The following is a 24,866-nucleotide window of genomic DNA, read 5'->3' on the forward strand; positions in this document are numbered from 1 at the left end:
CTATCATCTTCCCACTTTAGCTTTAATCTTTACCCCTTTATTTGAACCTCTTTTTCCCCTGCAAAGTACGCCGTGCAACTGAAATCCATCAAACTTTCCGGCTTTAAGTCTTTCGTAGACCCAACCCATTTTGAAATGCCTGGCCAGCTTATTGGCGTTGTGGGTCCTAACGGTTGCGGAAAGTCGAATATTATTGACGCCGTACGTTGGGTTTTGGGTGAATCCCGCGCTAGCGAATTGCGTGGCGAATCTATGCAGGACGTTATTTTTAATGGCTCTGGTTTACGTAAACCATCTGGCCGAGCAAGTGTTGAGCTCATTTTTGATAACACTGAAGGTCGTGCTCAAGGTCAGTGGGGTGCTTTTACAGAATTAGGTATTAAACGTGTTTTGACACGTGATGGAAATTCTAGCTACTACGTGAATAACCAAGTAGTTCGTCGTAAGGACATTCAAGATATTTTCTTGGGTACTGGTATGGGTCCAAGGGGTTACGCCATTATTGGTCAAGGTACGATCAACCGAATTTTGGAATCAAAACCAGAAGAGTTGCGCGTATTCTTGGAGGAGGCTGCCGGCGTTTCAAAATATAAAGAGCGTCGCAAAGAAACTGCTTCACGCTTAGAGGACACTGTAGAAAATTTAACTCGCGTTGAAGATATCTTGCGCGAACTCGATCAACAGTTAACCCGTTTGGAAAAACAAGCTACTGTAGCTGAGCGGCACGCAGAACTTTCTGCGCAGATGAAATCACAGCAGCAACTATTGTGGTTTGTGCGTCAGACTGAGGCTGGTAAAGAACAAGAGCGTCATGCGAATGGTATCCGTGACACACAAGTTGGTTTAGAAGAACAGACCGCCAAGCTCCGTCATGCCGAGGCGGAGCTAGAAACAATGCGTACACAACAGTACGCATTACAAGATAAAGTTTCACAAGCGCAAGGCGACTTGTATCAAACTAATTCTGACGTTAGTCAGGTTGAAGCGCAGATTCATTATGTGCAAGAAGCACGTCAACGTTTGCAACAACAAACCCAAGACTTACAAGCTCAGCTACAACGTTGGACTGTGCAAGAAACGGATGCAGCACAAGCGCAGCGTACTACTGAGCATGAGTTGTCTTTGGCTTCTGAAAAAGAACAAACACTCTTGTCAGATTTAAATGGTTTGCAAGAGCAAATGCCAAGTCGTGAAGAGACTTATCAAATTGCCTCACGTGAGTTAAATGGCGCACGTGATGCATTAGCTTCAATTGAGCAACGCTTAGCAAGTTTGGGTGAGCGTCTTCGCTCAATGTCTGCTCAGTCAGATGAATTGAAGGGGCGCGAGACTCGTCTAACTGGTGAATTTGATGGCTTACGTCGCCCTGATGCTGAAGCATTGCAGACGGCAATTGATCGTCAAGTAATGGCTACCCGTAAGGTTGAGGAAGCTAAGCAGCGCGCTTCTGAAACCCAACAGCGCGTTCCTGCTGCTGATGAAGCTCGCAATACTGCGCAACAACAAATTCAAGTAGCAAATCAAGATCTTGCTCAAACTGAAGCCAAATTGACGGCATTGACCGCCTTGCAAGCAAGCGTACAAGCCCAAGGCAAGATTGGTCCTTGGTTAGAGAGTAAGGGTCTTAAAGAGAGTAAGCGCCTCTGGCAAGAACTCAAAGTAGAGAGTGGCTGGGAAACTGCGCTGGAATCAGTACTGCGCGAGCGTTTGGCTGCGGTGACCGCAAAGAGTGTGCAAGAGACATTGGCCTTGGCTAATGATGCACCTCCAAGTCGTTTAGCTATTTTGCTTACAGAGGAAATCACTCCGGCACATACTTCTGCTCCAGCCGACTTCACACCATTGTTGAGCCGCGTGCAAAGTGCGGGTGTTGCAAGGCTCACAGCCGTTTTGCAGGAGTGGCTGGACAATATCTATATTGCTAGCAGCCTTGAAGATGCTTTACATCGCCGTGAAAAATTACCCGCTGGTGGCGCATTTGTTACTCAACAAGGTCACCTAGTAAGCCGTGTTGGTGTGCAGCTATATGCGGCTGATTCTGAGCAAGCCGGTATGTTGGCTCGCGCTCAAGAGATGGAAAGTCTCGAAAAGCAATTGCGTGCACAACAACTCATGCAAAGTGAACTCAAAGGCGAGCTAGATCAGTGTGTTGCAAATTATCAAGCGGCACATCAAGCTGCCGAGCAAGCTCGTGAAAATGCAGAGCATGCCGTTCAAGAGGCGCATGGTTTTGAAGTGGAAAGAATGCAGTTGACTCAAGCTGAAGAGCAATACAGTCAACGAGCAGCACAGATTCAGGGTGAGTTAAGCGAGTTGCGCCAGCAAATGGAGCAATTGGCTCAAACTCAAGAGCAATCTGCTACCGAGTTACTTGAGTCTGAAGAATCTAAGCAAGCCTTGCAAGAAGCCTTGCAGGTAGCACAAGAAAAGTTAGAGCGTTCTACTGAAGAGCGCGATCGTTTGCGTGAGTCGCTTCGTGCGGCTGAGATGTCTGCTCAAGAGGCTGCATTTGCAACTCGGTCCTTGCAGCAGCGTATTGCCGATCTACAGCGTGATCAAAGTACTGCTCGTACTCAGATCATGGAGATTCAGGATAAGCATGATGCCGCTGCTCAAGAATTAGAAACTTTGAGTGACGAAGAAGCTCAAGACAAGTTACAAGGATTATTACTTGCTCGTAGCGCACGTGAAGCTGCTTTAGCAAATGCGCGTACCGAGCAAGATGCTTTATTGCATCAGTTGCGCGAAGCGGATGAGTCACGTATGCAGGTAGAGCGTAGCCTCCAGCCTATGCGTGACAAAGTCGTTGATCTGCAATTACGTGAACAAGCGGCTCGTTTGAACTTTGAACAATTTGCCACATTGCTGTCTGATGCAGAGGCAGATCTCATTGCGCTTGAGGCGAACTTCAGTGCGGATTTGAAAGTTGGTGCGCTCCAGAGTGAAGTCAATCGCTTGAATACCGAAATTCAGTCTTTAGGTCCAGTCAATATGGCTGCTTTGGATGAGCTATCAAGCTCTCGTGAGCGTAAGCAGTTCTTGGATGCGCAATCAGCTGACTTGAACGAAGCGATGCAGACTCTGACGGATGCAATTGCGAAGATCGATGCGGAAACTCGTGATCTATTGCAGGGTACTTTTGATCAGGTTAATAGTCACTTTGGAAAACTCTTCCCTGAATTGTTCGGTGGCGGTCATGCTGAATTGGTAATGACTGGTGAGGAGATTTTGGACTCTGGCGTTCAGGTAATGGCTCAGCCTCCTGGTAAGAAAAACAGCTCTATTTATCTCCTGTCTGGTGGTGAAAAGGCTTTAACTGCAATTGCCTTGGTGTTCTCGCTCTTCCTGTTGAACCCAGCCCCATTCTGCTTATTGGATGAGGTTGACGCTCCCTTGGATGATGCAAATACCTTGCGTTATGCCCAGCTAGTTGCCAAAATGTCTGATAAGACACAGTTTTTGTTTATTTCACATAACAAGATCACTATGGAAATCGCACATCAATTGATTGGTGTCACGATGCAAGAGCAGGGCGTATCCCGTATTGTTGCGGTGGATATTTCTTCTGCCGTTTCAATGGTGGAGGCTGCCTAAGTGTACGTAGAACAAATCATGACGATGTTAGGATTGTCTGATTTGCAATTGGCGCTGGCTGTTATTGGCCTATTGATTCTGATAGCAGTCGCTATTCTGAATATTAAGTACGCTCGTGCTCGCCGTAAAGCAAAAGAGCAAAGTGAATATTCTTTGGATGATCGCTTTGGAAAAGAGCCGAGTTTTGCTCAGGGTTTTGCAGATGGTAATACAGGTCGTACCGAACCCAGTTTCGGTGAAGCGATCACAACAATAACGGCGCCAGAAAAGTTTGCCATTGATCCTCGGATTGATTGTGTCATCACACTTCGTTTTGATGAGGGCATTAGTGGTGCAGAAATCCTGGCAGAAATTAATGCTTGGACTGATCTTGAGGCTCAATCGACTGCCCGCTGGATGTGTGAAGGCTTAAATGCCAACCTAGACGTTGCTGAAGACTGGGAAGAGTTACATTCTGACTCGACGTATTCTGATCTACAGTTGGCTATTCAGTTGGCCAGCCGTAAAGGTCCTATTGGCGTTCTAGAGTTATCTGACTTTTGCTCTCGCGCACAAGCGCTTGCAGAAACCTTGGGTTCGCAAATTGATATGCCGAGCGTGAGTACGATGTTAGATGGCGCTAAAGAATTGGATGTCATGGCAGCAGAAAGTGACATTCAATTGAGTATTAATGTACTGTTTGATGAGCCATGTCCTTGGGGTAACTTTGACGCCCTCATGCGTCAACGTGGTTTTAAACTAGCGCGTAACGGACGCCACTACGAATACCTCAGCAAAGGTTTAGTACTTTTTAGTAGTGCTGATTTAGATCCAAATAGATCAGTAAGCCAAGCTACCCTATTGCTTGAAGTTCCCTTAGTGCCACAAGAAGAGCGTGCATTTGAAAGAATGCTTGCTGAAGGTATTGAGATCGCACAAGCTGCTCACGGTCGCTTAGTAGATGACAACAACATCAATCTGAGTGAAGCTGCTGTAATTAGTATTCGCCAGCACCTCGATATTCTCTATGCCAATCTTGAGAAATCTGGCGTTCCTGCTGGATCTTCTACAGCTAGCAGACTATTTAGCTAGGAAATCACTTTGTCGTCCACTAGTCCGACAAATTTAGCGGAGCGTTACGCATTCTTGCAAGCAGAGCTTGCTCGTCTGGAGCACGCTTATTACGTTTTGGATAATCCGCTTCTTCCTGATATTGAATATGACCGCCTTTATCGGGAGTTAATCGATATTGAAGCTGCTCACCCCGAATGGATTACGCCAGAATCCTTATCTCAGCGCGTAGGTGGTACGGCTTTAAAAGAGTTTGATTCGGTTACTCACGCATTTCCAATGCTTTCTTTAAATAATGCGTTTGAAGATGTGGAACTAATTGCTTTTGATCGTCGTTGCAGAGAGGCTCTCCATGTTGATCAAGTGACCTATGCAGGTGAATTGAAGTTCGATGGCCTAGCGATTTCCCTTCGTTATGAAAATGGCTTGCTCGTAACTGCTGCCACTCGTGGCGACGGCGCTAGCGGTGAAGATGTCACGGCCAACATTAAAACGATCCGTGCTATTCCTCTCAAGCTCACTGGAAAAAATATTCCGAGTGTTTTAGAGGTGCGTGGCGAAGTCTTTATGTATCTCAAAGACTTTGAGAAAATGAATAGACAGGCTGCAGAGTTAGGCGAGAAAGAATTTGCCAATCCTCGCAATGCTGCAGCAGGCAGTCTCCGTCAACTAGACTCGAAAATCACTGCTAAACGGCCACTTTCTTTCTTTGCTTATGGCTTAGGTGCGCTAGAGCCTCAATCTTGGTTGCCTCAAACCCATGAAGAATTACTCAACGCTTATGCAGAGCTGGGTTTACCGGTATGCTCAGAGCGCAAGGTCTTGCATTCTGTAGAAGAGATTCTGGCTTTTTATAATGAGATTGGTGTTAAACGGGACTCACTGCCTTATGACATTGATGGCGTGGTCTACAAAGTTAATTCTTTTGCCGAGCAAGCCAAGTTAGGATTTGTTTCAAGAGCCCCTAGATTTGCACTCGCCCATAAGTACCCAGCGCAAGAAGCGCTTACAACTGTTTTAGGTATTGATGTGCAAGTAGGTCGTACAGGGGCAATTACTCCAGTGGCACGACTTGCTCCAGTAGAGGTTGGCGGTGTAACTGTTACCAATGCAACCTTACACAATGAAGATGAAGTCAAACGCAAGGACGTGCGCATTGGCGATACCGTATCAGTGCGTAGGGCGGGCGATGTCATTCCAGAGGTTGTATCTGTGATTAAGGATCGACGCCCAGCCGATGCAGCAGAATTTCTAATGCCAACGAACTGTCCAGTATGCGATTCGCATATCGAGCGTTTGGCGGATGAGGCGGTGGCACGCTGTAGTGGCGGATTATTCTGTGGCGCGCAGCGCAAGCAGGCCTTAATACACTTTGCCCATAGAAGAGCATTGGATATTGAAGGCCTAGGCGAGAAGATCGTTGATCAATTGGTGGATCACAACCTTGTTAGAACTCCGGCCGATCTCTATAGATTGGGTTTCACAGCACTAGCTAATCTAGAGCGCATGGGTGAGAAGTCTGCAGACAATCTCATTCAGGCCATTAACCAATCCAGAAATACTACCTTAGCTAGATTTATTTTTGCCCTAGGGATTCGTCATGTGGGCGAGACCACCGCCAAGGATTTAGCAAATCATTACCAGTCGATGCATGCCTTAATGGATGCAGGCATGGAAGATCTGCTCACAGTAAAAGATGTGGGCCCAGTTGTTGCAGACTCCATCACAAGCTTTATGCAAGAAGTGCATAACCGAGAGGTCATCGAGCAACTCCTAGCCTCCGGAATGCAACTTGCCGTAGAAGAAAAAGTCATTAGTGCTGCCGTAGCGGGTAAAACTTTTGTACTTACTGGTACTTTCCCGACGATGACAAGAGATGAAGCAAAAGACCTGCTTGAAAAAGCGGGTGCAAAAGTAGCTGGATCAGTTTCTAAGAAAACAGACTATGTGGTTGCCGGTACAGATGCCGGTAGCAAACTCACCAAAGCGGAAGAATTGGGCGTGCCAGTAATTGATGAAGCGAGTATGCTGGATTTACTGAAGTAGTCTATTTCCTACAGAAATATCAGGTAGTCATTTTTCCATCCCCTAGATAAGCTCGAAGCTTTGAAAGGGGAACATGAGTAGTAAGTTTACAGAAAAATCTCTAAATCATCACGATGGATCAAGTGATGACACAGTTTCTTCCGAGACTCAGACAATCTTTCGCATTGCAATTATTGGTTCTGGTGCTGCAGCTGTTGCGACGCTATTTGGATTGCTGGAGTATCTCCCTTCTAATTTCAATAAAAAATTCCAAATAACTATATTTGAGAAAAGTTTTGGTTTCGGTCCAGGCTATGCATATCAGTGTGATAGCAATGAGTTGTTGATGAATATGACAAGTTCAACAACATCAATTTTTGCTCATCATGCAGAGGATTTTTGGGAGTGGACCCTTAAGGGTGGATGCGGGATCAGTAGCGATCATGTTATGTCTCGATCGGGGGTGGCTCCATACGGCTATATCTCTCGTCAATTCTTTGGTATGTATCTAAAAAGTCGTTTAGAAGACGCAATCCTTGCCCTTGAGGAGTTAGGTGTTGAAGTCATATTAGTTAATGTAGAGGTGGTCGATATTGCGGTGCTAAGTGATAATAAATTCAATGTAATAGCCTCTGGAGGGAAGTCCACAGAATTTAATTGTGCAATTTTATGCACAGGTAATAACTCCCCGCAGGACATCTTTAGGTTGGTTGGTAAAAGCCAATATGTCAACAACCCTTATCCAGTAAACAATTATTTAAAGCTTATAAAAAGGACGGCTAGCGTTGGCATCATTGGTGGCCAGCTTACTGCAGCTGATATCGCAGTTGTACTGGCCAACCATGGTCATCAAGGGCCAATCAATTTCTTTACAAGAGACTCAAATTTTCCATTGGCAAGGTGTCAGCAGAGAAAATATGCTTTGAAGTATTTGACTTTAGATAATCTTGAGATTTTAAAGAGTAAAAACAACAAAGGGATATCTGTGCGTCAGGTATTGAGGCTAGCAAGGAAGGAGTTTTTACGGGCGGGAATTGCTTGGAATACATTCTTTAGCCCCTCAAATATTGAATATAGCCGTTGGATCCAGTCTTTATTAGATGGGGGCAGGGATTTTTCTTCTTGGCAAAACTTAGCAATCAAAACCGATGCCGTTATTGGTGATTATTGGAACGCGCTATCCAGCTCAGATAAAGAGCTATTTATGAATAAATTTCATAGATTATGGGCCGCCAAAAGAGTCCCTCTGCCAATGCATACTGCGCTCAAGCTACATTCATTATTTCAGGCGGGAATTCTTACGCATCACCCATACTTAAGGGTGATTCATGCTTCTGGGAGAAATAGGTTCACAGCCTTCGTTGGGGAATCTGGAGAATCTCAATCAAGTATCGAAGTTGATTGCGATTGGATAATTAATGCAACGGGTCCGGCTAAGGATATTGGTGGTAGCACAGAGATGCCGCTGATAAAAAACTTGCTTAAATCAGGGGCAATTATCAAAAATCCACATGGTGGAATTATGTTGGATTATGAGACTTCAATTGTCAAAAGCGCAAGTCATCGGAGTCTTAATTATTTTTATGCAATAGGACAGCTAACTTCTGGAACTTACTATTTCGTAAGTTCGCTAGATATGGTTTCCATGAGGGCAAAAAATGTTGCTAGACATATAGTTGAGTCACTTGGGTTGCGACAAGACCAGAAGGAAATATACAAGCAAACTCAAGACGAGTCTTTATATGCCTCATAAAAGCAAATTTCTAATACCAATTCTTATGGCCTTAGTAATTTTGCCAATGATTGCTACAGATATCTATCTTCCAGTAATGCCTGCCATGGGCTCACAACTAGGTGCAATAAGCTCGGATATCACAAATACATTAACTTCATACATGCTTGGTTATTCTCTAAGTCTGCTGCTTGCGGGCATGTTGGCCGATATATATGGCCGTCGAATTATTTGTATCGTTGTCTTATCGATTTTTTGTGTTTCAAGTATTGGATGTTATTTTGCTTCAACGATTGAGCAATTAACTACTTTTCGTTTTTTTCAGGCGCTCGGAGGGGGTTGTGGCACGCTAATTGCAAGGGTTATTGTTAGAGATGTATATGACCAGGAATCCCAGGTTAGGGTATTGAGTTACTTGGCTACGGGAATGGTGATTTCTCCAATTTTTGGACCAGTCCTAGGGGCTTACATCGCAAATTACTTTGACTGGCGATCAATATTTCTTGCATTGACATCTATATCTTTCTTGGTATTTATTTTTTTGTGTGCTTTTATGAGAGAGAGTCTTGTGAATCGTGGGGATAGGGAATCTTTTTGGGTCAGGTCAGTTATTTCCCACTACTGTCGCCTACTGGGGCACCGAGAATTTGTGTTTTATACCCTTGCAATTAGTCTTGCCTGGACGGTCTATTTTGCGTTTCTTTCTTCATCGCCAGTGCTAATTCAAGATATTTACCAAGCGACACCTATTGAATATAGCTATATTTTTTCGGCAACTATTAGCGGCTTCATTCTTGGGACAATTTTTATTCGCTGGAAATTGGCGAGCTTAAATTTAAGGCGCCTAGTTTTTTTGGCTGGAGCTATTATTTTTATCGCTACTTTAATTGTCTATACATTAGCTACGCTTGAGATTAAGTTCCTTCGTGTTCAGCTGATATTTGTCTTTTTTGCATTATTCGGTATTGGTATTATTTTTCCTGCCGCTCAAGCTGGCGTTACTAGACCCTTTAAAAATAATATAGGGCTCATTTCAGGCCTTTTCTACTCAATTGAGATGTTCTTTGGCGCCGTTTGCGGGTATATCCTTTCTTCTATCGGAGATGTGACCTGGAGCTCTACGTCACTAATAATGCTAGCCGCAGCTACTGGAATTGTTCTGCTTTGTATTTGGGACGGGTGGCATAAGATTGGCAAACAAATTATTGGCTTTAATCCCTTGATTAAATAAATAACATGTTCAAGCTTGAAAAAAATTTTCGTATTAAAACGATTTTGAATTCTGATAATCCTTGTTCAAGGAAAAATCACGAGGGACATATTACCGCTAGTGGCTTAGTCATCAGGGATGGCAAGGTTCTACTAATTTTTCATCCGTATATCAAGCGTTGGTTTCAGCCGGGCGGGCACATTGATGAGGGTGATTCGCCGATTGAGACTGCAATTAGAGAGGTTTATGAAGAAACTGGTTACGTTTGCGAAATAGACCCCGATAATCAAGAGCCTCTTGATATTGATATTCACGAGATTCCTGAGAATCCCAAAAAGGGTGAGGGCGCTCATTTGCACATAGATTTACTTTATCAGTTACGAGTCCTGCGACAAGAGCAACCTAAAGAAGATATTGAATGTAGGTGGGTTGCTTTTAAGGATATCGAAAGCATTCGCATACAGCGAGCTTTAGCAAAATTGCCTTAAGCCCCTAATGCCTCAAGCAATTCTGTCTCCAGCTGAATCTGTAGCTTAGGGTTTTTTCCCAAGTTTGCGGCGTCCAAGAGCAGGATATCTTCCACTCGCTCTCCCAGGGTATTGATTCTGGCGGTATGAATGGATACTTGATGTTTCGCCAACACTCTAGAGATGGTGTAGAGCAGTCCGGTACGGTCACTTGCTGATAATGCCAGTGTGTAATATCTGCCCCGATCATCCGGAACCATGTGAACGCGCGGCTGAATTGGGAATGTGCGAGATTGTCTTGAGAGGCGACCCATACTTGGATTGGGTAGAGGCTCTACATTCGTTAGAGCCTCTGTTAATTCAAACTCTACCAATTGAATAATGTCACGATAGCTACCGCCCTCATCCACCAGGTTACTACCAGAGATTTGGAACGTATCAAGGGCATAACCATGACGTGTCGTATGAATGCGAGCATCCCAAATGGAGAAGCCATGCCTTTCAAAGTAGGCACATATTCTGGCAAACAGATCTTCTTGGTCTTTAACATAAACAGCAACTTGCAAGCCTTCGCCAATAGGGGACAGTCTTGCCCTCACAATAGGTTGATCGCTATTTACCTTGTTATATAGATGGCGTGTAAGCCAGGCAATATCCGATGAGTCCTGTCTTAAGAAGAAAGCTACATCTAGTTGCTTCCATAGATCCTCATATGATTCATCATTAATACCATATAGGCGTAATTTAGCCTTGGACTCTTCTTGGTGTTGTGCCAATTCTGATGAAGCGTCTGGTTTAGCTCCGCCCAATACTCTGAGTGTTGCGCGATAAAGATCTTCTAAGAGTTTGCCTTTCCAGGCATTCCAAACTTTAGGGCTAGTGCCGCGTACGTCAGCCACAGTTAATAGATAGAGTGCAGTGAGGTGACGCTCATCACCTACCTTTTTGGCAAATGCCTTCACGACATCAGGGTCGGTGATATCTTGCTTCTGAGCTGTCTGACTCATATTGAGGTGCTCAGCGACTAACCAAACTAATAGCTCAGTATCTTTTTTATCTAAGCCATGATCCTTGGCGAACTTGCGCATATCAGCTCTGCCCAATTGCGAGTGATCACCACCACGTCCTTTGGCAATATCGTGGAAGAGCGCGGCAATGACCAGTAACCAAGGTTTCTCAAAGTGAGCAATGAGGCTGCTGCAGAAGGGAAATTCATGGGTATGCTCTACAACCATGAAGCGACGTACATTACGCAACACCATCAAGATATGTTGATCAACGGTGTACACGTGAAATAAGTCATGCTGCATCTGCCCAACAATCTTGCGAAAGGCTGGCAGGTAGCGACCTAAAACGCTGCTACGATTCATGAGATGGAAGGCGCGGCTTACACCTTCGGGTTGCTTCAAAAGCTCGATAAAGAGCGCCCTATTAATTGGGTCAGCACGCCACTTGCTATCCATCTTGGTGCGGGCGTTATACAGAGCTCTAAAAATAGTTGCTGACAGACTCTTTACATTTGATGCTTGAGCAAATACAAGGAAAGTTCTTAGGATCTGCTCTGGATGATTCTGAAAGAGTTGGGGATCGGTAATATCCAATACCCCTTGGCGCTCAATAAAATGTTCGTTACCTTCACCCGGAATAGCAAGAATCGTCTTAGACTCCTGTGGAAAGAGTAAGGCTTCAATATTTTGTAGGAGCACATCATTTAGCTGTGTAACTGCCTTAGCCGCCCAGTAGTAGCGACGCATAATGGCTTCACTCGCTTGACGAGAGGATTCCTCTGTAATTCCCATTGATGCTGCCAGTGCTGTCTGTAAGTCAAAAGCGAGGACATCTTGTCTGCGTCCTGCAAGCAAATGCAAGTTAGCACGCAAGGTTTCTAGGAAGCGTTGATTGCGATTAAGTTCTGTTAGTTCACGCTGTGTGATAAGGCCAGCTTCATTAAGATCCTTAAAAGTGTTACCCAATAACGCTGCTTTACTTACCCAAGAAATCACCTGTATATCCCTTAAGCCGCCAGGACTTTCTTTGCAATTAGGCTCTAAAGAGTAGGGAGTGTTCTGATATTTGTAATGACGTTGAATTTGTTCAGCTTGCTTGGCTTGAAAGAAAGCTTTTGGATCCATGGCAGATTCAAAAGCTTTAGCGAAGTCATTGAAGAGTTGCTTTTTGCCGCAAATCAGTCGCGCCTCTAATAGGGAGGTGCGTACAGTAATATCCTGCTCGGATTCTGACATGCATTCAGCAATATTTCTGACTGATGAACCAATTTCTAATCCTGTATCCCAGCAGCTTGCAACAAATTGCTCGACTTGCTTTGATAAGGCCCTAGCCCTTCTCTCATCAGCTGGCAGCAGAATTAATATATCAATATCAGAATATGGAAATAAAGCGCCTCTACCAAAGCCACCAACCGCTACTAATGCGGCCTCACTATTTAAGCCGCAGCTATTCCATAAATGGCTGAGGAGTTGATCGCTCAGTTTAGTAAGTTGCTTTGTGAGTTTGCCTACCGACTGCGTTTTTTTAAATTCTGCATATGCAATTTCTCGAGCGGCACGCAGGCTAGCTGCATCAACAATGTTGCCGGCTTCCTGAGGCTTACTCATCGTATTAAGCGCTTACTGATGAAGGTCTGAATGAAAGACCTTTAACGCAATCAGGAGGTGGGTTGCTACCTTCTGACCAGGTAAGCACTTCAACACCAGTCTGAGTCACGAGCAAGGTATGTTCCCACTGAGCCGACAAGCTACGATCTTTTGTTTTCACAGTCCACTGATCAGGCATGGTGCGAATATCTCGCTTGCCAGCGTTAATCATGGGCTCGATTGTGAAAGTCATGCCAGTTTCTAGTTTCTCGCCGGTACCTGGGCGACCATAGTGAAGCATTTGTGGATCTTGATGGAATACTTTGCCGATACCGTGACCACAGTATTCACGCACTACTGAATAACCCGCTTTTTCTGCATGGGTCTGAATCACGTGACCGATGTCACCAAGTGATGCACCTGGTTTAACTTGAGCAATTCCTAGCCACATACATTCAAACGTAATTTGAGTGAGGCGTTTTGCCATGACGGAAACTTCACCCACCATAAACATACGACTGGTGTCGCCGTAGTAGCCGTCAGGAGTTATGACTGTGATGTCTAAGTTCACAACATCACCAGTCTTAAGAACTTTGTCGCCAGGAATTCCATGACAAATCACATCATTTACTGAGGTGCAGATGGATGCTGGAAATGGAGGGTAGCCAGGTGGCTGATAGTTCAATGGGGCTGGAATCGTTTTTTGGACGTCGCGCATGTATTCATGGCAAATCCGATCGAGTTCGCCCGTAGTTACCCCGGCTTTAACGTGGGGTGCCACATGATCAATCACTTCGCTAGCTAAGCGGCCAGCTTCACGCATCCCTAGGATGTCTTTTTCTTCGGTAAATACACTATTCATGCCTTGATTATCAACGACTTGGAGGCTTTTAGCTTGCAAGTAATGCCTAAAAATTAAGCATTCATAGCCTTTTTTGGGCTTCTAGGGGCTGTTTTGAAGCTTAGACCTCCGGTTGGGGCGTCCGTGGCGCTGCCTAGAGCGTTGATATTTAAGCTATAATTTCGGTCTCAGGTCTATTTTGGACTTGAAATCGCGAGTTGAGCCCTCCAGGGTGGCGTTTTTTAGCGCAGCTAGGACTCAACTTTAGAAACAACCCTTAGGAGAAGTTATGTCAGTAACTATGCGTCAAATGCTGGAAGCCGGTTGCCATTTTGGTCACCAAACCCGTTTCTGGTCCCCAAAGATGGCCCCATTCATTTTCGGTCATCGCAACAAAATCCACATCATCAACTTGGAAAAAACATTGCCAATGTTTCAGGACGCCCTGAAATTTGCAAAACAAGTTGCTTCTAATCGTGGCACTATTTTATTTGTTGGTACTAAGCGTCAATCACGCGAGATCATTGCTGAAGAAGCTGCTCGTGCTGGTATGCCTTACATCGACAGCCGTTGGTTGGGTGGCACACTCACCAACTTCAAAACTGTTAAAGGTTCCCTCAAGCGTTTGAAAGACATGGCAGTTGCTAAAGAAGCTGGCGACTGGGAAAAGCTTTCTAAAAAAGAAGCTTTGACTAACGACCGTGATCTCGACAAGTTGCAAAAAGCGCTTGGCGGTATTCAAGATTTGAACGGTGTTCCTGATGCGATTTTCGTAGTGGACGTTGGCTATCACAAGATTGCTATTACTGAAGCCAACAAGCTTGGCATTCCAGTAATCGCTGTTGTAGATACTAACCACTCACCAGAAGGTGTTGATTACATTATTCCTGGTAACGATGACTCCAGCAAAGCTGTTCTCCTTTATGCGCGTGGCATTGCTGACGCAATCCTCGAGGGCAAAGCTAACTCTGTTCAAGAAATTTTGACGGCAGTTAAAGAAGGTGAAGAAGAATTTGTTGAAGAAGGGGAGGCTGAATAATGGCCGCTATTACCGCTGCAATGGTTGGCGAGTTACGCGCCAAAACTGATGCTCCGATGATGGAGTGTAAAAAGGCTTTGACCGAGGCTGATGGTGATATGGCTCGTGCAGAAGAAATTCTGCGCGTTAAGCTGGGTAGCAAGGCTGGTAAAGCAGCTTCTCGTGTAACGGCTGAAGGTATCGTTGCTACTTCTATCAATGACACTACTGGTGCTTTGTTAGAAGTGAACTGCGAAACTGACTTCGTTTCTAAGAATGATGATTTCTTGGCGTTCGTAAATGACTGCGTGAAGTTGGTTGCTGAAAAGAACCCAGCTGACGTTGCTGCATTGTTAGCATTGCCATTGAATGGTCAAACTGTTGATGAAGTTCGTAGCGCATTGATCGGTAAGATCGGCGAGAACATCATGCCACGTCGTTTTAAGCGTTTTGCTGGAAGCAACAAGTTGGTTTCTTACCTCCATGGCACTCGTATTGGTGTAATGGTTGAGTTCGAAGGTGACGACACTGCTGCTAAAGATGTAGCAATGCATATTGCTGCAATGAAGCCAGTAGCTTTGTCTATGGCTGACGTTCCTGCTGAAGCAATTGCTGTTGAGCGTAGCGTAGCTGTTCAAAAAGCTGCCGAATCTGGCAAACCACCAGAAATCGTTGAAAAGATGGTTGAAGGTTCTATTCAGAAGTACCTCAAAGAGGTTTCTTTGTTGAACCAGACTTTCGTTAAAAACGACAAGCAATCTGTAGAGCAAATGCTCAAGGCTGCAAACACAACAATCAAGGGCTTCACCATGTTTGTTGTAGGCGAGGGCATTGAGAAGCGTCAAGACGACTTTGCGGCTGAAGTAGCTGCACAAGTGGCTGCCGCTTCAAAAGCAACCGCTTAAATTGCCAGTTTGGGGCTTGCCCCATTGGTTGGTAATACCCAAAAGGGCATGGAAACCTTAGTTTCTGTGCCCTTTTGTTTGATCCCTCCCAAGCCCTTTATAATTTGGCGTAGATATTAAAAAAGTGCTTAAAGATCAATAAGCTAAGTAAGTAAATTACTTGGCAAATTACGGAAAATAAAAAACATGCCAGCCTACAAACGAGTCCTCCTAAAACTATCTGGTGAAGCCCTTATGGGTGATGATGCTTTTGGCATCAATCCAGTCACTATCGATTCCATGGTTAAGGAAATTGCCGATGTTGTGAATATCGGAGTGGAACTCGCGATTGTGATTGGTGGCGGCAACATTTTCCGTGGTGTGGCCGGAGGTGCTGCTGGCATGGATCGTGCAACTGCCGATTACATGGGTATGTTGGCAACTATGATGAATTCCTTGGCATTGCAAGATGCATTGCGTCAAAAAGGTGTTGAGGCACGCGTACAATCTGCTCTTCGCATGGATCAAGTGGTTGAGCCTTATATTCGTCCCCGCGCCATTCGTGCGATGGGCGAGGGCAAAGTAGTCATCTTCGCTGCTGGAACTGGAAACCCATTCTTTACTACCGACACCGCAGCTGCTCTGCGTGGGGCTGAGATGGGCGTTGAGATCATGCTTAAGGCAACCAAGGTAGACGGTATCTATAGCGCGGATCCAGTCAAGGATCCCGCAGCAACTTTATATAAAACTATTACGTTTGACGAAGCTTTAATCAAGAATCTACAGGTTATGGACGCAACAGCATTTGCATTGTGTCGTGATCGCAAATTACCAATCAAAGTATTTTCAATTCTCAAGCCAGGCGCATTGATGCGTGTAGTGCAAGGTGAACCTGAAGGTACTTTGGTACACGTTTAATAGGAGGCCAGATGTCAGCAGCAGAAATTAAAACCAATACCGATCAAAAGATGCAAAAGTCTCTCGAGGCTTTGAAGACCAATTTGGCCAAGATTCGTTCTGGCCGTGCTAACCCAGGAATTTTGGAGCACATTCAGGTGGACTATTACGGTAATCCCACCCCATTAAGTCAGGTTGCGAGCCTGGGTTTAGCGGATGCGCGCACCATTAATGTTCAGCCATTTGAAAAGACGATGGTTGCAGTGATTGAAAAAGCAATTCGTGATTCTGATTTAGGTTTAAACCCAGCATCACAGGGCACAGTAATTCGCGTACCAATGCCTGCTTTGACCGAAGAGCGCCGCCGTGACCTCACCAAGGTTGTGAAGAATGAAGGTGAAGAAACTAAGATTGCTGTTCGTAATTTGCGCCGTGACGCGAATGAGCATTTAAAACGTCTTACTAAGGATAAAGAAATCTCCGAGGATGAAGAGCGTCGCGCTACAGATGAAATTCAGAAGATGACGGATAAAGCAGTGATTGATGTCGATAAAATCATTACTGAAAAAGAAAAAGAGATCATGACGGTTTAAAACCGTCCTGAATTTTTGGCTTTTCATGACTCAACATTTCAGTTCAACTCTAGCCATACCAGAGGTATCTGCTATACCTCGCCATGTGGCGATCATCATGGATGGCAATGGGCGTTGGGCGAGCAAGCGCATGATGCCGCGCGTTGCTGGGCACTCCGAAGGATTGAGTGCGGTTCGCAAGATTGTTGAAGAATGTCGCAAGCTGGGCGTTGAGTACTTAACGGTATTTGCCTTCAGTTCAGAAAACTGGCGCCGCCCACCGGAAGAGGTGGGTTTCCTCATGAAGCTTTTTCTAAAGTCACTCAAAGGCGAAGTCTCGCGTTTGGCTGAGAACGATATTGCTTTGCGATTGATTGGCGACTTGAGTCGTTTTGATTCTGCGATTCAAGAAATGGTGGAGTTTTCTGAGAAAAAGACGGTCGACTGTAAAGGGCTGACTTTTACGATTGCCGCAAACTATGGTGGTCGTTGGGATATTTTGCAGGCCATGCGTCAATGCCTTACTGCCAATCCGAATCTGAAGCCGCAACAAGTCACTGAAGAATTACTTCAGCCCCATCTTTCGATGTCTTATGCTCCAGAGCCTGATTTGTTTATTCGTACTGGCGGCGAGCAGCGTGTGAGCAATTTCTTGCTGTGGCAATTGGCTTATACCGAGTTGTATTTCACAGATATCTTGTGGCCTGACTTTGACGAGAAAGAGCTACACAAGGCGTTTGACTGGTTTAGCCAGCGTGAGCGCCGCTTTGGTCGTACTAGTGCTCAGCTTGCATCGCAAGCTATGAGCGATGCAGTTTGACGTAGTTCATTACTAAGTTCACCCCCATGCTAAAAACCAGAGTCATTACCGCCCTTGTCTTATTGGCGGTATTGCTGCCTATCTTGTTTCTCCTTCCCCAAATTTATATCGGAGCTTTCTTCTTAGTAGGCTTGTTGGCTGCCGCTTGGGAGTGGAGTCGCTTGCTGACTCCTGGCGCGGGCCGTGCCGCTTGGATATACGTATTATTTTGTCTAGCCATTATTTTGCTTTTACTAGGCATGCAAAATGCCTCATGGCAATTTGCCCTATTGCTTCTAGCTGTTATTTTCTGGTTCTTTATTGCCCCCTTTATATTGGCCAAAGGTATGAATCTGTCCATTGAAAAGATAAGACCTTTTTATGTGGTGCTTGGTTTAATTGTGCTTCCAGCGACTTGGTTTGCATTGGTGTTCTTGCGTGAGTTGGGTCTCATCTTTTTGCTCAGTACCATGGCTTTGGTATGGATTGCAGATATTGGTGCTTATTTTGTTGGTAAAGCATTTGGCAAGCACAAGCTTGCAGTACAAATTAGCCCCGGGAAATCTATCGAGGGTGCTATTGGTGGCTTAATACTTTGTTATATATATGCGTTCTTGTGCGTGTATTTTTTGTCTTTTGAATCGACTTTATTTGGTGCATGGGCTATTCGCTTTGGCTGGGTTCCTATGTTCTTGATGGTTACGGTATTGACTGCATTCAGTATTTTTGGAGACTTATTTGAGTCCCAGTTAAAACGATTGGCCGGTGTTAAGGATTCCAGTCATTTGTTACCTGGTCACGGTGGAGTATTGGATCGTGTAGACGCTTTGATTCCGGCAATGCCAATCGCAGCACTTTTGGCAGGACTGGTGTGATGTCAATCAAGCGGGTTGGTATTCTAGGTTCTACTGGATCTATCGGCGTCAATACGCTAGATGTCATTCGTGCGCACCCAGATCGCTTTAAAGTAGTAGCACTTACTGCGGCAAAACAGGTTGATCTACTTGCGCAGCAGTGTATTGAATTTAAACCTGCGATTGCCGTAGTGGCAGATGCAGATGGTGCTGCTCGCTTAAGCAAGCTTTTGCTGGAGAAGCAAATCGGCACTCAAGTTTTGTATGGGCCACAAGCTTTAGTTACTGCCATTACTGAATCTCATTGCGATACTGTGATGGCTGCTATTGTTGGTGCTGCGGGATTGGTTCCGGCATTGGCTGCTGCGAAAGCAGGCAAAAGAGTATTACTTGCTAACAAAGAAGCATTAGTGATGTCTGGTGATTTGTTCATGCAGGCAATTAAGCAGGGCGGAGGGCAACTCCTTCCTATTGATAGTGAACATAATGCAATCTTTCAATGTCTACCAAGTCAATTTTCTAAAGAGCATCATTCTGCATTAGGTGTTGAGGAGCTTTGGTTAACTGCATCGGGTGGGCCCTTCAGAAATACACCTCTTGATCAGTTAGCAAGCATCACTCCGGAGCAAGCTTGTGCACATCCCAATTGGGTGATGGGCAGAAAGATTTCTGTGGATTCTGCAACGATGATGAATAAAGGTCTTGAGGTCATCGAGGCTTTTTGGTTATTTGGTTTGCCTTTAGCAAAAATTAAGGTATTGATTCATCCGCAAAGTGTCGTGCATTCAATGGTGCGTTATCGCGATGGATCAGTATTGGCTCAGCTAGGTCAGCCAGATATGCGGACTCCTATCGCTTATGGCCTTGCATGGCCTGAACGCATTGATGCTGGTGTAGCGCCATTGAGTTTGACGCAGTTAGCGAATTTGAGTTTTTCTGAACCAGAGTTAGAGCGTTTCCCATGCCTGTCTTTGGCATTTGCTGCTGCTATTGCCGGTGGTACTGCGCCCACTGTTCTGAATGCTGCTAATGAAATTGCAGTTGCAGCATTCTTAGATGAGGGCTTGCCTTATTTGCAGATACCAGCTGTAGTGGAGAATGTGTTGAACATGATCCCCTCAGTCAATGCAGAATCACTTGAATTGATTTTGGACATCGATGCACGAGCTCGTCATTCTGCACAGTCAGTAGTGAGGAATATTCTTTGCAAGCATTAATTACTCTTGCTGCATTTTTATTGACTCTTGGAGTGTTGGTCAGCTTCCATGAGTTCGGGCATTTTTTTGCAGCTCGGTGTTGTGGTGTTCGCGTGCTGCGCTTTGCAGTTGGTTTTGGTAAACCTTTGTTTACTTACCATGCTAAAAATAAAACCGAATGGGTCTTAGCATCGATTCCTTTGGGTGGCTATGTTAAGTTGCTCGACGGTCGAGACCCTCAGCAAGTGATTGCTCCGGCCGAGGAGTCCCAAGCCTTTGATCGGAAACCACTATGGCAGCGTTCTTTGATTGTGGCTGCCGGCCCCTTCGCTAATTTTTTTCTAGCAATTATCTTTTTTGCCTTGATTTATGTATCCGGCGCCCCCCAATTGCCGGCGGTTTTGCAGAGCCCTCCTGAGCATTCTGTTGCTGCCAAGCTTGGATTGACTGGAGGAGATCGGGTGATTGGCTGGCAGGATTTAGGTTCTGAACAGGATGGCGTGCCCCTTTTTGGTGATTTTTCTCCTGTTCCAAGTTGGAATGCCTTGCGCTGGAGTTTGATGGACGCGCTTACTGGAGAGAATGGATTCGCACTAAAGTTAGAAACTCCTAGTGGCGGCAGCTTAGTAAAGTCCTTTTATGCCAAGGATTTACCCAAAATCACCCCCGACAAGGATCCAATGCTGGCGCTTGGTATCTTGCCAGCACTAACGCCCTTGGCAGAGTGGCAAGACCTCAAATTAGGCCCAATAGATGCACTTCTATTTGCATCCAAAAGGGTCTGGGTAATTTCCAAGGTTTCTGCAAGACTAATGGCTGGATTATTTACCGGAAACACCTCCCTAAAACAGTTGGGAGGTCCCATCAGCATTGCTGACATGGCGGGCAAATCCGCCCAGGTAGGCTGGCAGCCATTTTTGGCTTTTTTAGCACTTATGAGTATTAGCATTGGTTTGCTCAATTTGCTTCCTTTTCCGATGCTAGATGGGGGTCAGCTACTGTATGATGCATGGGAGTTGGTAGCCGGTAAGCGGATTTCGACATCGATGCAGGGGCAACTCCAAAAAGTGGGCTTCTTTCTGCTGATTTCTATGTCATTGCTGGCCTTGTTTAACGATTTACAACGCTATATTTCGCCTTGAATTCTCTGACACTTTCTTTACGTTTTTTTGCCCGCTGCATTACCCAAATCTTGGTAGTTTTTGTGCTTGGGTTTAGTCTGAACGCATCTGCAGCAGACTCATTTGTGGTGAAAGACATTCGTGTTGAAGGTTTGCAGCGTGTAGAGCCTGGAACAGTATTTAGCTATCTGCCTGTTCAGGTGGGCGAAACCTTTACTGACGAAAAGGGTGCCGAGGCAATTAAGGCCCTCTATAGCACTGGCTTTTTTAGAGACGTTCAGATTCAAGCGCAGGGTAGTGTGCTTATTGTGATCGTTGAAGAGCGTCCAACCATCTCTCGTATTGAATTTACGGGAATGAAAGAGTTTGATCCCGAGATTATTCGTAAATCATTAAAAACAGTCGGCGTAGCTGAAGCGCGTTTCTACGACAAAGCCTTAATTGATAAAGCAGAGCAAGAACTCAAGCGTCAATACGTTGGTAAAGGCATGTATGCAGCTGAAGTAGTTGCAACAGTAACCCCTGTTGAGCGTAACCAAGTAGCCGTTTATTTCAACGTTGACGAAGGTCCTATAGCCAAAATTCAAGAGATTAATTTCATTGGAACGGAGGCTTTTAGTGAGAGTACTTTAAAGAGCGAGATGCAGCTCAAAACGGGCGGCTGGCTTTCTTGGTACAGCAAAGACAATCTTTACTCCAAGCAAAAATTAACTGCCGACTTAGAGTCGATTCGTTCGTACTACCTTAATCGTGGTTATCTAGAATTTGTAATTGAATCTACACAAGTTTCGATTACTCCCGATAAAAAGGGCGTCTACCTCACAATCAGTATTAGCGAAGGTAAAAAATTCACCGTGAAGGATGTGCGTTTAGCCGGTGAAACTCTTGGTAAAGAGGCGGAGTTGATGCAGTTGGTTGTTTTGAAGCCGGGAGATACTTTCTCATCAGCCCAACTAACAGAGAGCACCAAAGCAATTGCCGAGATCTTGGGGAGCTATGGTTATGCATTTGCAACCATTAACCCGCAACCTGATATTCGCCGCGATCTAGCTGAAGTAGATCTTACCTTGGTGATCGATCCTGGGCGCCGTATCTATGTTCGTCAAGTGGCCATTTCTGGCAACGCTAAAACTCGTGACATGGTGATTCGTCGCGAGATGCGTCAGTTTGAAAGTTCATGGTTTGATAGTGACAAGATTGAATTATCTAAAAAGCGTTTAGGCCGCTTAGGCTATTTCACGGAAACCGATATCACCACCGAAGATGTTCCTGGATCTCCTGATCAGGTTGACGTCAATGTCAAGGTTACTGAGAAGCCGACGGGCGCGATTACTGTTGGTGCCGGATTCTCCTCAACCGAGAAATTGATTTTATCTGCCGGTATCAATCAAGATAATGCGTTCGGCACTGGTACTGCGATTGGCTTAAATGCATCGCTAGGTAAGATCAATCAGAATTTAACCCTATCTAATTACGATCCATACTTTACGGAAGATGGTATTAGTCGATACACCGATCTGTACTATCGATCATCCAAGCCTTTGTACTACGTTGGCGACACTGAATACCAAATTAAATCTGTGGGCTCCAATATTAAATTCGGCGTTCCTTATACCGAGGTTGATAGAGTCTTTTTTGGAACTGGAGTTGAAGCATTTCAAATTCAGACTTCTAGTAATACCCCGCAGCCTTACTTAAATTATGCCCAAAGCTATGGGGTTGCTGCGCCTGGTTATCCCGCTACCCTGACTACCTATAACGTGCCATTGACTGTTGGGTGGTCGCGCGATGGTCGAGACAGTACGCTCATTCCATCCTCTGGTTCCTTACAGCAATTGTCAGCGGAGGTGGGAACGCCTGTCGGTAATATGACTTTTTATCGCTTATATGGCCAGTACCAGAAATACCACTCGTTCTCAAAGGGTAATATCCTGTCCTTTAATGGCGAGGTTGGTTACGGTCAGGCTTATGGTAATAATCCATTCCCGATTACCAAAAACTACTATGTAGGTGGTATTGGTTCTGTTCGCGGCTATGCGCCTGGTTCCTTGGGGCCCCAGTACTACAACACCGTGATTGGTCAATATCAGCCAACAGGCGGGCAGTCTAAGATCGTTACAAACGTGGAATATACCTTCCCTGTTCCTGGCTCTGGCGTCGATAAAACCCTGCGCCTATTTACCTTCGTAGACGGCGGTAATGCTTTTGGGGAAAACATGAATTTAGTTCTGAGATACTCTTATGGATTGGGTTTATCATGGATATCACCGTTAGGACCTTTAAAATTCAGCTATGGTATGCCGTATAAGCCCTATCCAAATGCCAATGTTCAGCGTTTACAGTTCCAAGTGGGTACAGCGTTTTAATTGTTTAAGGAAAGTTTTATGAAGCTTTATCAATCTTCTAAATGGATTCAAATTAGCTTAATTGCTGCTGTGACAACAATTGCCGCCACGCCATCATTCGCTCAAGATGCGGGAACGCGCGTTGCCGTTGTGAATTCGGAGAAAGTGTTTAACGAATCCAATCTGGCAAAAGCAATGCAAACTCGTTTGCAAAATGAATTTACCAAGCGTCAGAACGATTTGCGCGATAGTGCCCAAAAAATTAAATCTGCAGCTGAAAAACTCGATCGTGACGCCGCGGTGATGAATGAAGCCGAGCGCTTACGTCGTCAACGTGAATTGGCTGATCAAGATCGTGAATTGCAACGCAAACAACGTGAATTTACTGAAGATCTCAATCAGCGCACGTTTGAAGAGCGCGCTAAGATTGCAGAAAAAGCAAATGCAGTGTTAAAGCAAATTGCAGAGCAAAGAAAAATTGACATCATTGTTCAAGAAGCGGCTTATGTAAGCCCTAAGGCAGACGTAACCGATGATGTTATCAAGGCTTTAAATAGCCAGAAGTAAGCTTTATGCCTACCGCCATTGAGCTGGCCGAACAGTTTCAAGCAAGCTTAGTGGGGGAGGCTTCCCACAGTTTTACAGGCCTCGCTCCATTAGAGCGGGGGCAACCTGATCAGATATCCTTTCTCTCCAATCCATTGTATAGACAGCAGGCTAGTGATAGCGCTGCAGGCGCATTGATTGTTAGTCAGTCTGATTTAGAGTTTCTGCAGGCTAACCCCAGTGTCAATTCAGCCAAGCGGGTGTACTTTGTCTCAAAAAACCCGTATGCCACTTTTGCCAGAATGGCTCAGCACTTTGCAAAAGTAAGTACTCCAACTTATCCAGCCGGAATTCATCCAAGTGCAGTAATTGATTCCACTGCGATTGTTCCAGTCTCATGCCATATTGGTCCGTTTGTGCAAATTGGAGCTGGGGTAAAGTTGGGTGAGCGTGTTGTGATTTTAGGCAATTCAAGTATTGCAAGAGATTGTGTGATTGCAAGCGATAGCTTGATCTACCCGTCAACCTCTATTTACTACAGTACGCAAATTGGCGAGCGTTGCATTATTCATAGTGGCGCAGTGATTGGTGCAGATGGTTTTGGTTTTGCCTCCGACTTTTCTGGTGCCGGTGGTGAGTGGGTGAAGATTCCTCAGACCGGTCGCGTAGTCATTGGAAATGATGTGGAAGTTGGCGCTTCCACTACGATTGATCGTGGAGCAATGAGTGACACCGTCATCGGTGCGGGAACCAAGATAGATAATCAAGTCCAAATTGCGCACAATGTTGTTATTGGTAGTTGTTGCGTTGTGGCTGGATGTGCTGCAATTTCTGGTAGCACCAAGATTGGTAATTTCTGCATCATTGGTGGAGCATCAAATTTTGCGGGCCATCTCACAATTGCTGACAGGACAACGGTTTCTGGTAACACCTCTATTATTCGCTCTATCACTGAGCCAGGTCAGCATTTCACAGGGGTTTATCCATCCATGCCCCACAGTGCATGGGAGAAAAATGCCGCTATTTTGCGTGGCCTAGATAAAATACGTCAGCGCTTGCGTTTACTGGATAAAAACAAAACTACAGAGTCATAAGATTCTGTAATCTAAATCAAATACTTA

19 protein-coding genes are annotated in these 24,866 nt (G+C 45.1%); 17 read left to right on the forward strand and 2 right to left on the reverse strand.

Annotated features, from left to right (window positions below; translation table 11 throughout):
• The first annotated feature begins 72 nt into the window (after positions 1-72).
• The 6 genes from smc to ICN48_RS00825 all read left to right on the forward strand — a co-directional run bounded on the left by smc (position 73) and on the right by ICN48_RS00825 (position 10,099).
• Positions 73-3,594 (forward strand): chromosome segregation protein SMC, encoded by a 3,522-nt coding sequence (gene smc, locus ICN48_RS00800; RefSeq protein ID WP_216151855.1) that lies wholly within the window; start codon positions 73-75, stop codon positions 3,592-3,594.
• 18 nt (positions 3,595-3,612) lie between these two features.
• The gene (locus ICN48_RS00805) at positions 3,613-4,665 is read left to right on the forward strand and encodes a cell division protein ZipA C-terminal FtsZ-binding domain-containing protein (RefSeq protein WP_216151856.1); all 1,053 of its coding nucleotides are present in this window, start codon (positions 3,613-3,615) and stop codon (positions 4,663-4,665) included.
• Positions 4,666-4,674: 9 nt separating this feature from the next.
• Positions 4,675-6,690 (forward strand): NAD-dependent DNA ligase LigA, encoded by a 2,016-nt coding sequence (gene ligA, locus ICN48_RS00810; RefSeq protein WP_216151857.1) that lies wholly within the window; start codon positions 4,675-4,677, stop codon positions 6,688-6,690.
• 73 nt (positions 6,691-6,763) lie between these two features.
• Positions 6,764-8,422: an FAD/NAD(P)-binding protein gene (locus tag ICN48_RS00815; protein WP_216151858.1), complete on the forward strand. Its 1,659-nt coding sequence runs from the start codon at positions 6,764-6,766 to the stop codon at positions 8,420-8,422.
• Positions 8,412-9,632, forward strand: coding sequence for a multidrug effflux MFS transporter (locus tag ICN48_RS00820; RefSeq protein WP_255539396.1), 1,221 nt, complete (start codon positions 8,412-8,414; stop codon positions 9,630-9,632). The genes ICN48_RS00815 and ICN48_RS00820 overlap by 11 nt, the downstream gene beginning before the upstream one ends.
• A 5-nt stretch (positions 9,633-9,637) precedes the next feature.
• The gene (locus ICN48_RS00825) at positions 9,638-10,099 is read left to right on the forward strand and encodes an NUDIX hydrolase (RefSeq protein ID WP_216151860.1); all 462 of its coding nucleotides are present in this window, start codon (positions 9,638-9,640) and stop codon (positions 10,097-10,099) included.
• On the opposite strand, the gene ICN48_RS00830 is transcribed toward ICN48_RS00825, so the two are convergent.
• Together ICN48_RS00830 and map are read right to left on the reverse strand one after the other, a co-directional pair.
• The gene (locus ICN48_RS00830; RefSeq protein WP_216151861.1) at positions 10,096-12,693 is read right to left on the reverse strand and encodes a [protein-PII] uridylyltransferase; all 2,598 of its coding nucleotides are present in this window, start codon (positions 12,691-12,693) and stop codon (positions 10,096-10,098) included. The genes ICN48_RS00825 and ICN48_RS00830 overlap by 4 nt on opposite strands.
• Before the next feature lie 4 nt (positions 12,694-12,697).
• Positions 12,698-13,534: a type I methionyl aminopeptidase gene (gene map / locus ICN48_RS00835; protein WP_216151862.1), complete on the reverse strand. Its 837-nt coding sequence runs from the start codon at positions 13,532-13,534 to the stop codon at positions 12,698-12,700.
• 268 nt (positions 13,535-13,802) lie between these two features.
• Here map and rpsB point away from each other — a divergent pair, with 268 nt between their 5' ends.
• The 11 genes from rpsB to lpxD all read left to right on the forward strand — a co-directional run bounded on the left by rpsB (position 13,803) and on the right by lpxD (position 24,839).
• Entirely contained in the window at positions 13,803-14,552 is a 750-nt protein-coding gene (gene rpsB / locus ICN48_RS00840; protein WP_216151863.1) for a 30S ribosomal protein S2, read from the forward strand.
• A complete protein-coding gene (tsf, locus tag ICN48_RS00845; protein ID WP_216151864.1) occupies positions 14,552-15,436 on the forward strand; it encodes a translation elongation factor Ts in 885 nt (294 codons plus the stop codon). The genes rpsB and tsf overlap by 1 nt, the downstream gene beginning before the upstream one ends.
• 186 nt (positions 15,437-15,622) lie before the next feature.
• Positions 15,623-16,333, forward strand: coding sequence for a UMP kinase (gene pyrH, locus ICN48_RS00850; RefSeq protein WP_216151865.1), 711 nt, complete (start codon positions 15,623-15,625; stop codon positions 16,331-16,333).
• A gap of 11 nt (positions 16,334-16,344) precedes the next feature.
• The gene (frr, locus tag ICN48_RS00855) at positions 16,345-16,905 is read left to right on the forward strand and encodes a ribosome recycling factor (protein ID WP_216151866.1); all 561 of its coding nucleotides are present in this window, start codon (positions 16,345-16,347) and stop codon (positions 16,903-16,905) included.
• Between the two features lie 25 nt (positions 16,906-16,930).
• Positions 16,931-17,704, forward strand: a complete 774-nt coding sequence (locus ICN48_RS00860; RefSeq protein ID WP_216151867.1) for an isoprenyl transferase — start codon at positions 16,931-16,933, stop codon at positions 17,702-17,704.
• Between the two features lie 26 nt (positions 17,705-17,730).
• On the forward strand, positions 17,731-18,558 hold the full coding sequence (locus tag ICN48_RS00865) for a phosphatidate cytidylyltransferase (RefSeq protein WP_216151868.1): 828 nt from the start codon (positions 17,731-17,733) through the stop codon (positions 18,556-18,558).
• A complete protein-coding gene (ispC, locus tag ICN48_RS00870) occupies positions 18,558-19,754 on the forward strand; it encodes a 1-deoxy-D-xylulose-5-phosphate reductoisomerase (protein ID WP_216151869.1) in 1,197 nt (398 codons plus the stop codon). The genes ICN48_RS00865 and ispC overlap by 1 nt, the downstream gene beginning before the upstream one ends.
• Positions 19,742-20,875 carry an RIP metalloprotease gene (locus tag ICN48_RS00875; RefSeq protein ID WP_216151870.1) on the forward strand — a complete coding sequence of 378 codons (1,134 nt, stop codon included), beginning with the start codon at positions 19,742-19,744 and terminating at the stop codon, positions 20,873-20,875. The genes ispC and ICN48_RS00875 overlap by 13 nt, the downstream gene beginning before the upstream one ends.
• A gap of 38 nt (positions 20,876-20,913) precedes the next feature.
• Positions 20,914-23,220, forward strand: a complete 2,307-nt coding sequence (bamA, locus tag ICN48_RS00880; protein ID WP_370624122.1) for an outer membrane protein assembly factor BamA — start codon at positions 20,914-20,916, stop codon at positions 23,218-23,220.
• An 18-nt stretch (positions 23,221-23,238) separates the two neighbouring features.
• Positions 23,239-23,766, forward strand: a complete 528-nt coding sequence (locus ICN48_RS00885; RefSeq protein WP_216151871.1) for an OmpH family outer membrane protein — start codon at positions 23,239-23,241, stop codon at positions 23,764-23,766.
• Positions 23,767-23,771: 5 nt separating this feature from the next.
• Entirely contained in the window at positions 23,772-24,839 is a 1,068-nt protein-coding gene (gene lpxD / locus ICN48_RS00890) for a UDP-3-O-(3-hydroxymyristoyl)glucosamine N-acyltransferase (protein ID WP_216151872.1), read from the forward strand.
• Positions 24,840-24,866 lie beyond the last annotated feature (27 nt).

It is taken from the genome of Polynucleobacter sp. JS-Safj-400b-B2 (assembly GCF_018881975.1).
GTDB lineage: Bacteria > Pseudomonadota > Gammaproteobacteria > Burkholderiales > Burkholderiaceae > Polynucleobacter.

What these genes read in the sequence shown, in the direction of transcription:
- ICN48_RS00805 (WP_216151856.1), top strand. Translation starts at nt 3,613, where the DNA reads ATGACGATGTTAGGATTGTCTGATTTGCAATTGGCGCTGGCTGTTATT.
- ICN48_RS00815 (WP_216151858.1), top strand. Translation starts at nt 6,764, where the DNA reads ATGAGTAGTAAGTTTACAGAAAAATCTCTAAATCATCACGATGGATCA.
- ICN48_RS00820 (WP_255539396.1), top strand. Translation starts at nt 8,412, where the DNA reads ATGCCTCATAAAAGCAAATTTCTAATACCAATTCTTATGGCCTTAGTA.
- ICN48_RS00825 (WP_216151860.1), top strand. Translation starts at nt 9,638, where the DNA reads ATGTTCAAGCTTGAAAAAAATTTTCGTATTAAAACGATTTTGAATTCT.
- ICN48_RS00830 (WP_216151861.1), bottom strand. Translation starts at nt 12,693, where the DNA reads ATGAGTAAGCCTCAGGAAGCCGGCAACATTGTTGATGCAGCTAGCCTG.
- map (WP_216151862.1), bottom strand. Translation starts at nt 13,534, where the DNA reads ATGAATAGTGTATTTACCGAAGAAAAAGACATCCTAGGGATGCGTGAA.
- rpsB (WP_216151863.1), top strand. Translation starts at nt 13,803, where the DNA reads ATGTCAGTAACTATGCGTCAAATGCTGGAAGCCGGTTGCCATTTTGGT.
- tsf (WP_216151864.1), top strand. Translation starts at nt 14,552, where the DNA reads ATGGCCGCTATTACCGCTGCAATGGTTGGCGAGTTACGCGCCAAAACT.
- pyrH (WP_216151865.1), top strand. Translation starts at nt 15,623, where the DNA reads ATGCCAGCCTACAAACGAGTCCTCCTAAAACTATCTGGTGAAGCCCTT.
- frr (WP_216151866.1), top strand. Translation starts at nt 16,345, where the DNA reads ATGTCAGCAGCAGAAATTAAAACCAATACCGATCAAAAGATGCAAAAG.
- ICN48_RS00860 (WP_216151867.1), top strand. Translation starts at nt 16,931, where the DNA reads ATGACTCAACATTTCAGTTCAACTCTAGCCATACCAGAGGTATCTGCT.
- ICN48_RS00865 (WP_216151868.1), top strand. Translation starts at nt 17,731, where the DNA reads ATGCTAAAAACCAGAGTCATTACCGCCCTTGTCTTATTGGCGGTATTG.
- ispC (WP_216151869.1), top strand. Translation starts at nt 18,558, where the DNA reads ATGTCAATCAAGCGGGTTGGTATTCTAGGTTCTACTGGATCTATCGGC.
- ICN48_RS00885 (WP_216151871.1), top strand. Translation starts at nt 23,239, where the DNA reads ATGAAGCTTTATCAATCTTCTAAATGGATTCAAATTAGCTTAATTGCT.
- lpxD (WP_216151872.1), top strand. Translation starts at nt 23,772, where the DNA reads ATGCCTACCGCCATTGAGCTGGCCGAACAGTTTCAAGCAAGCTTAGTG.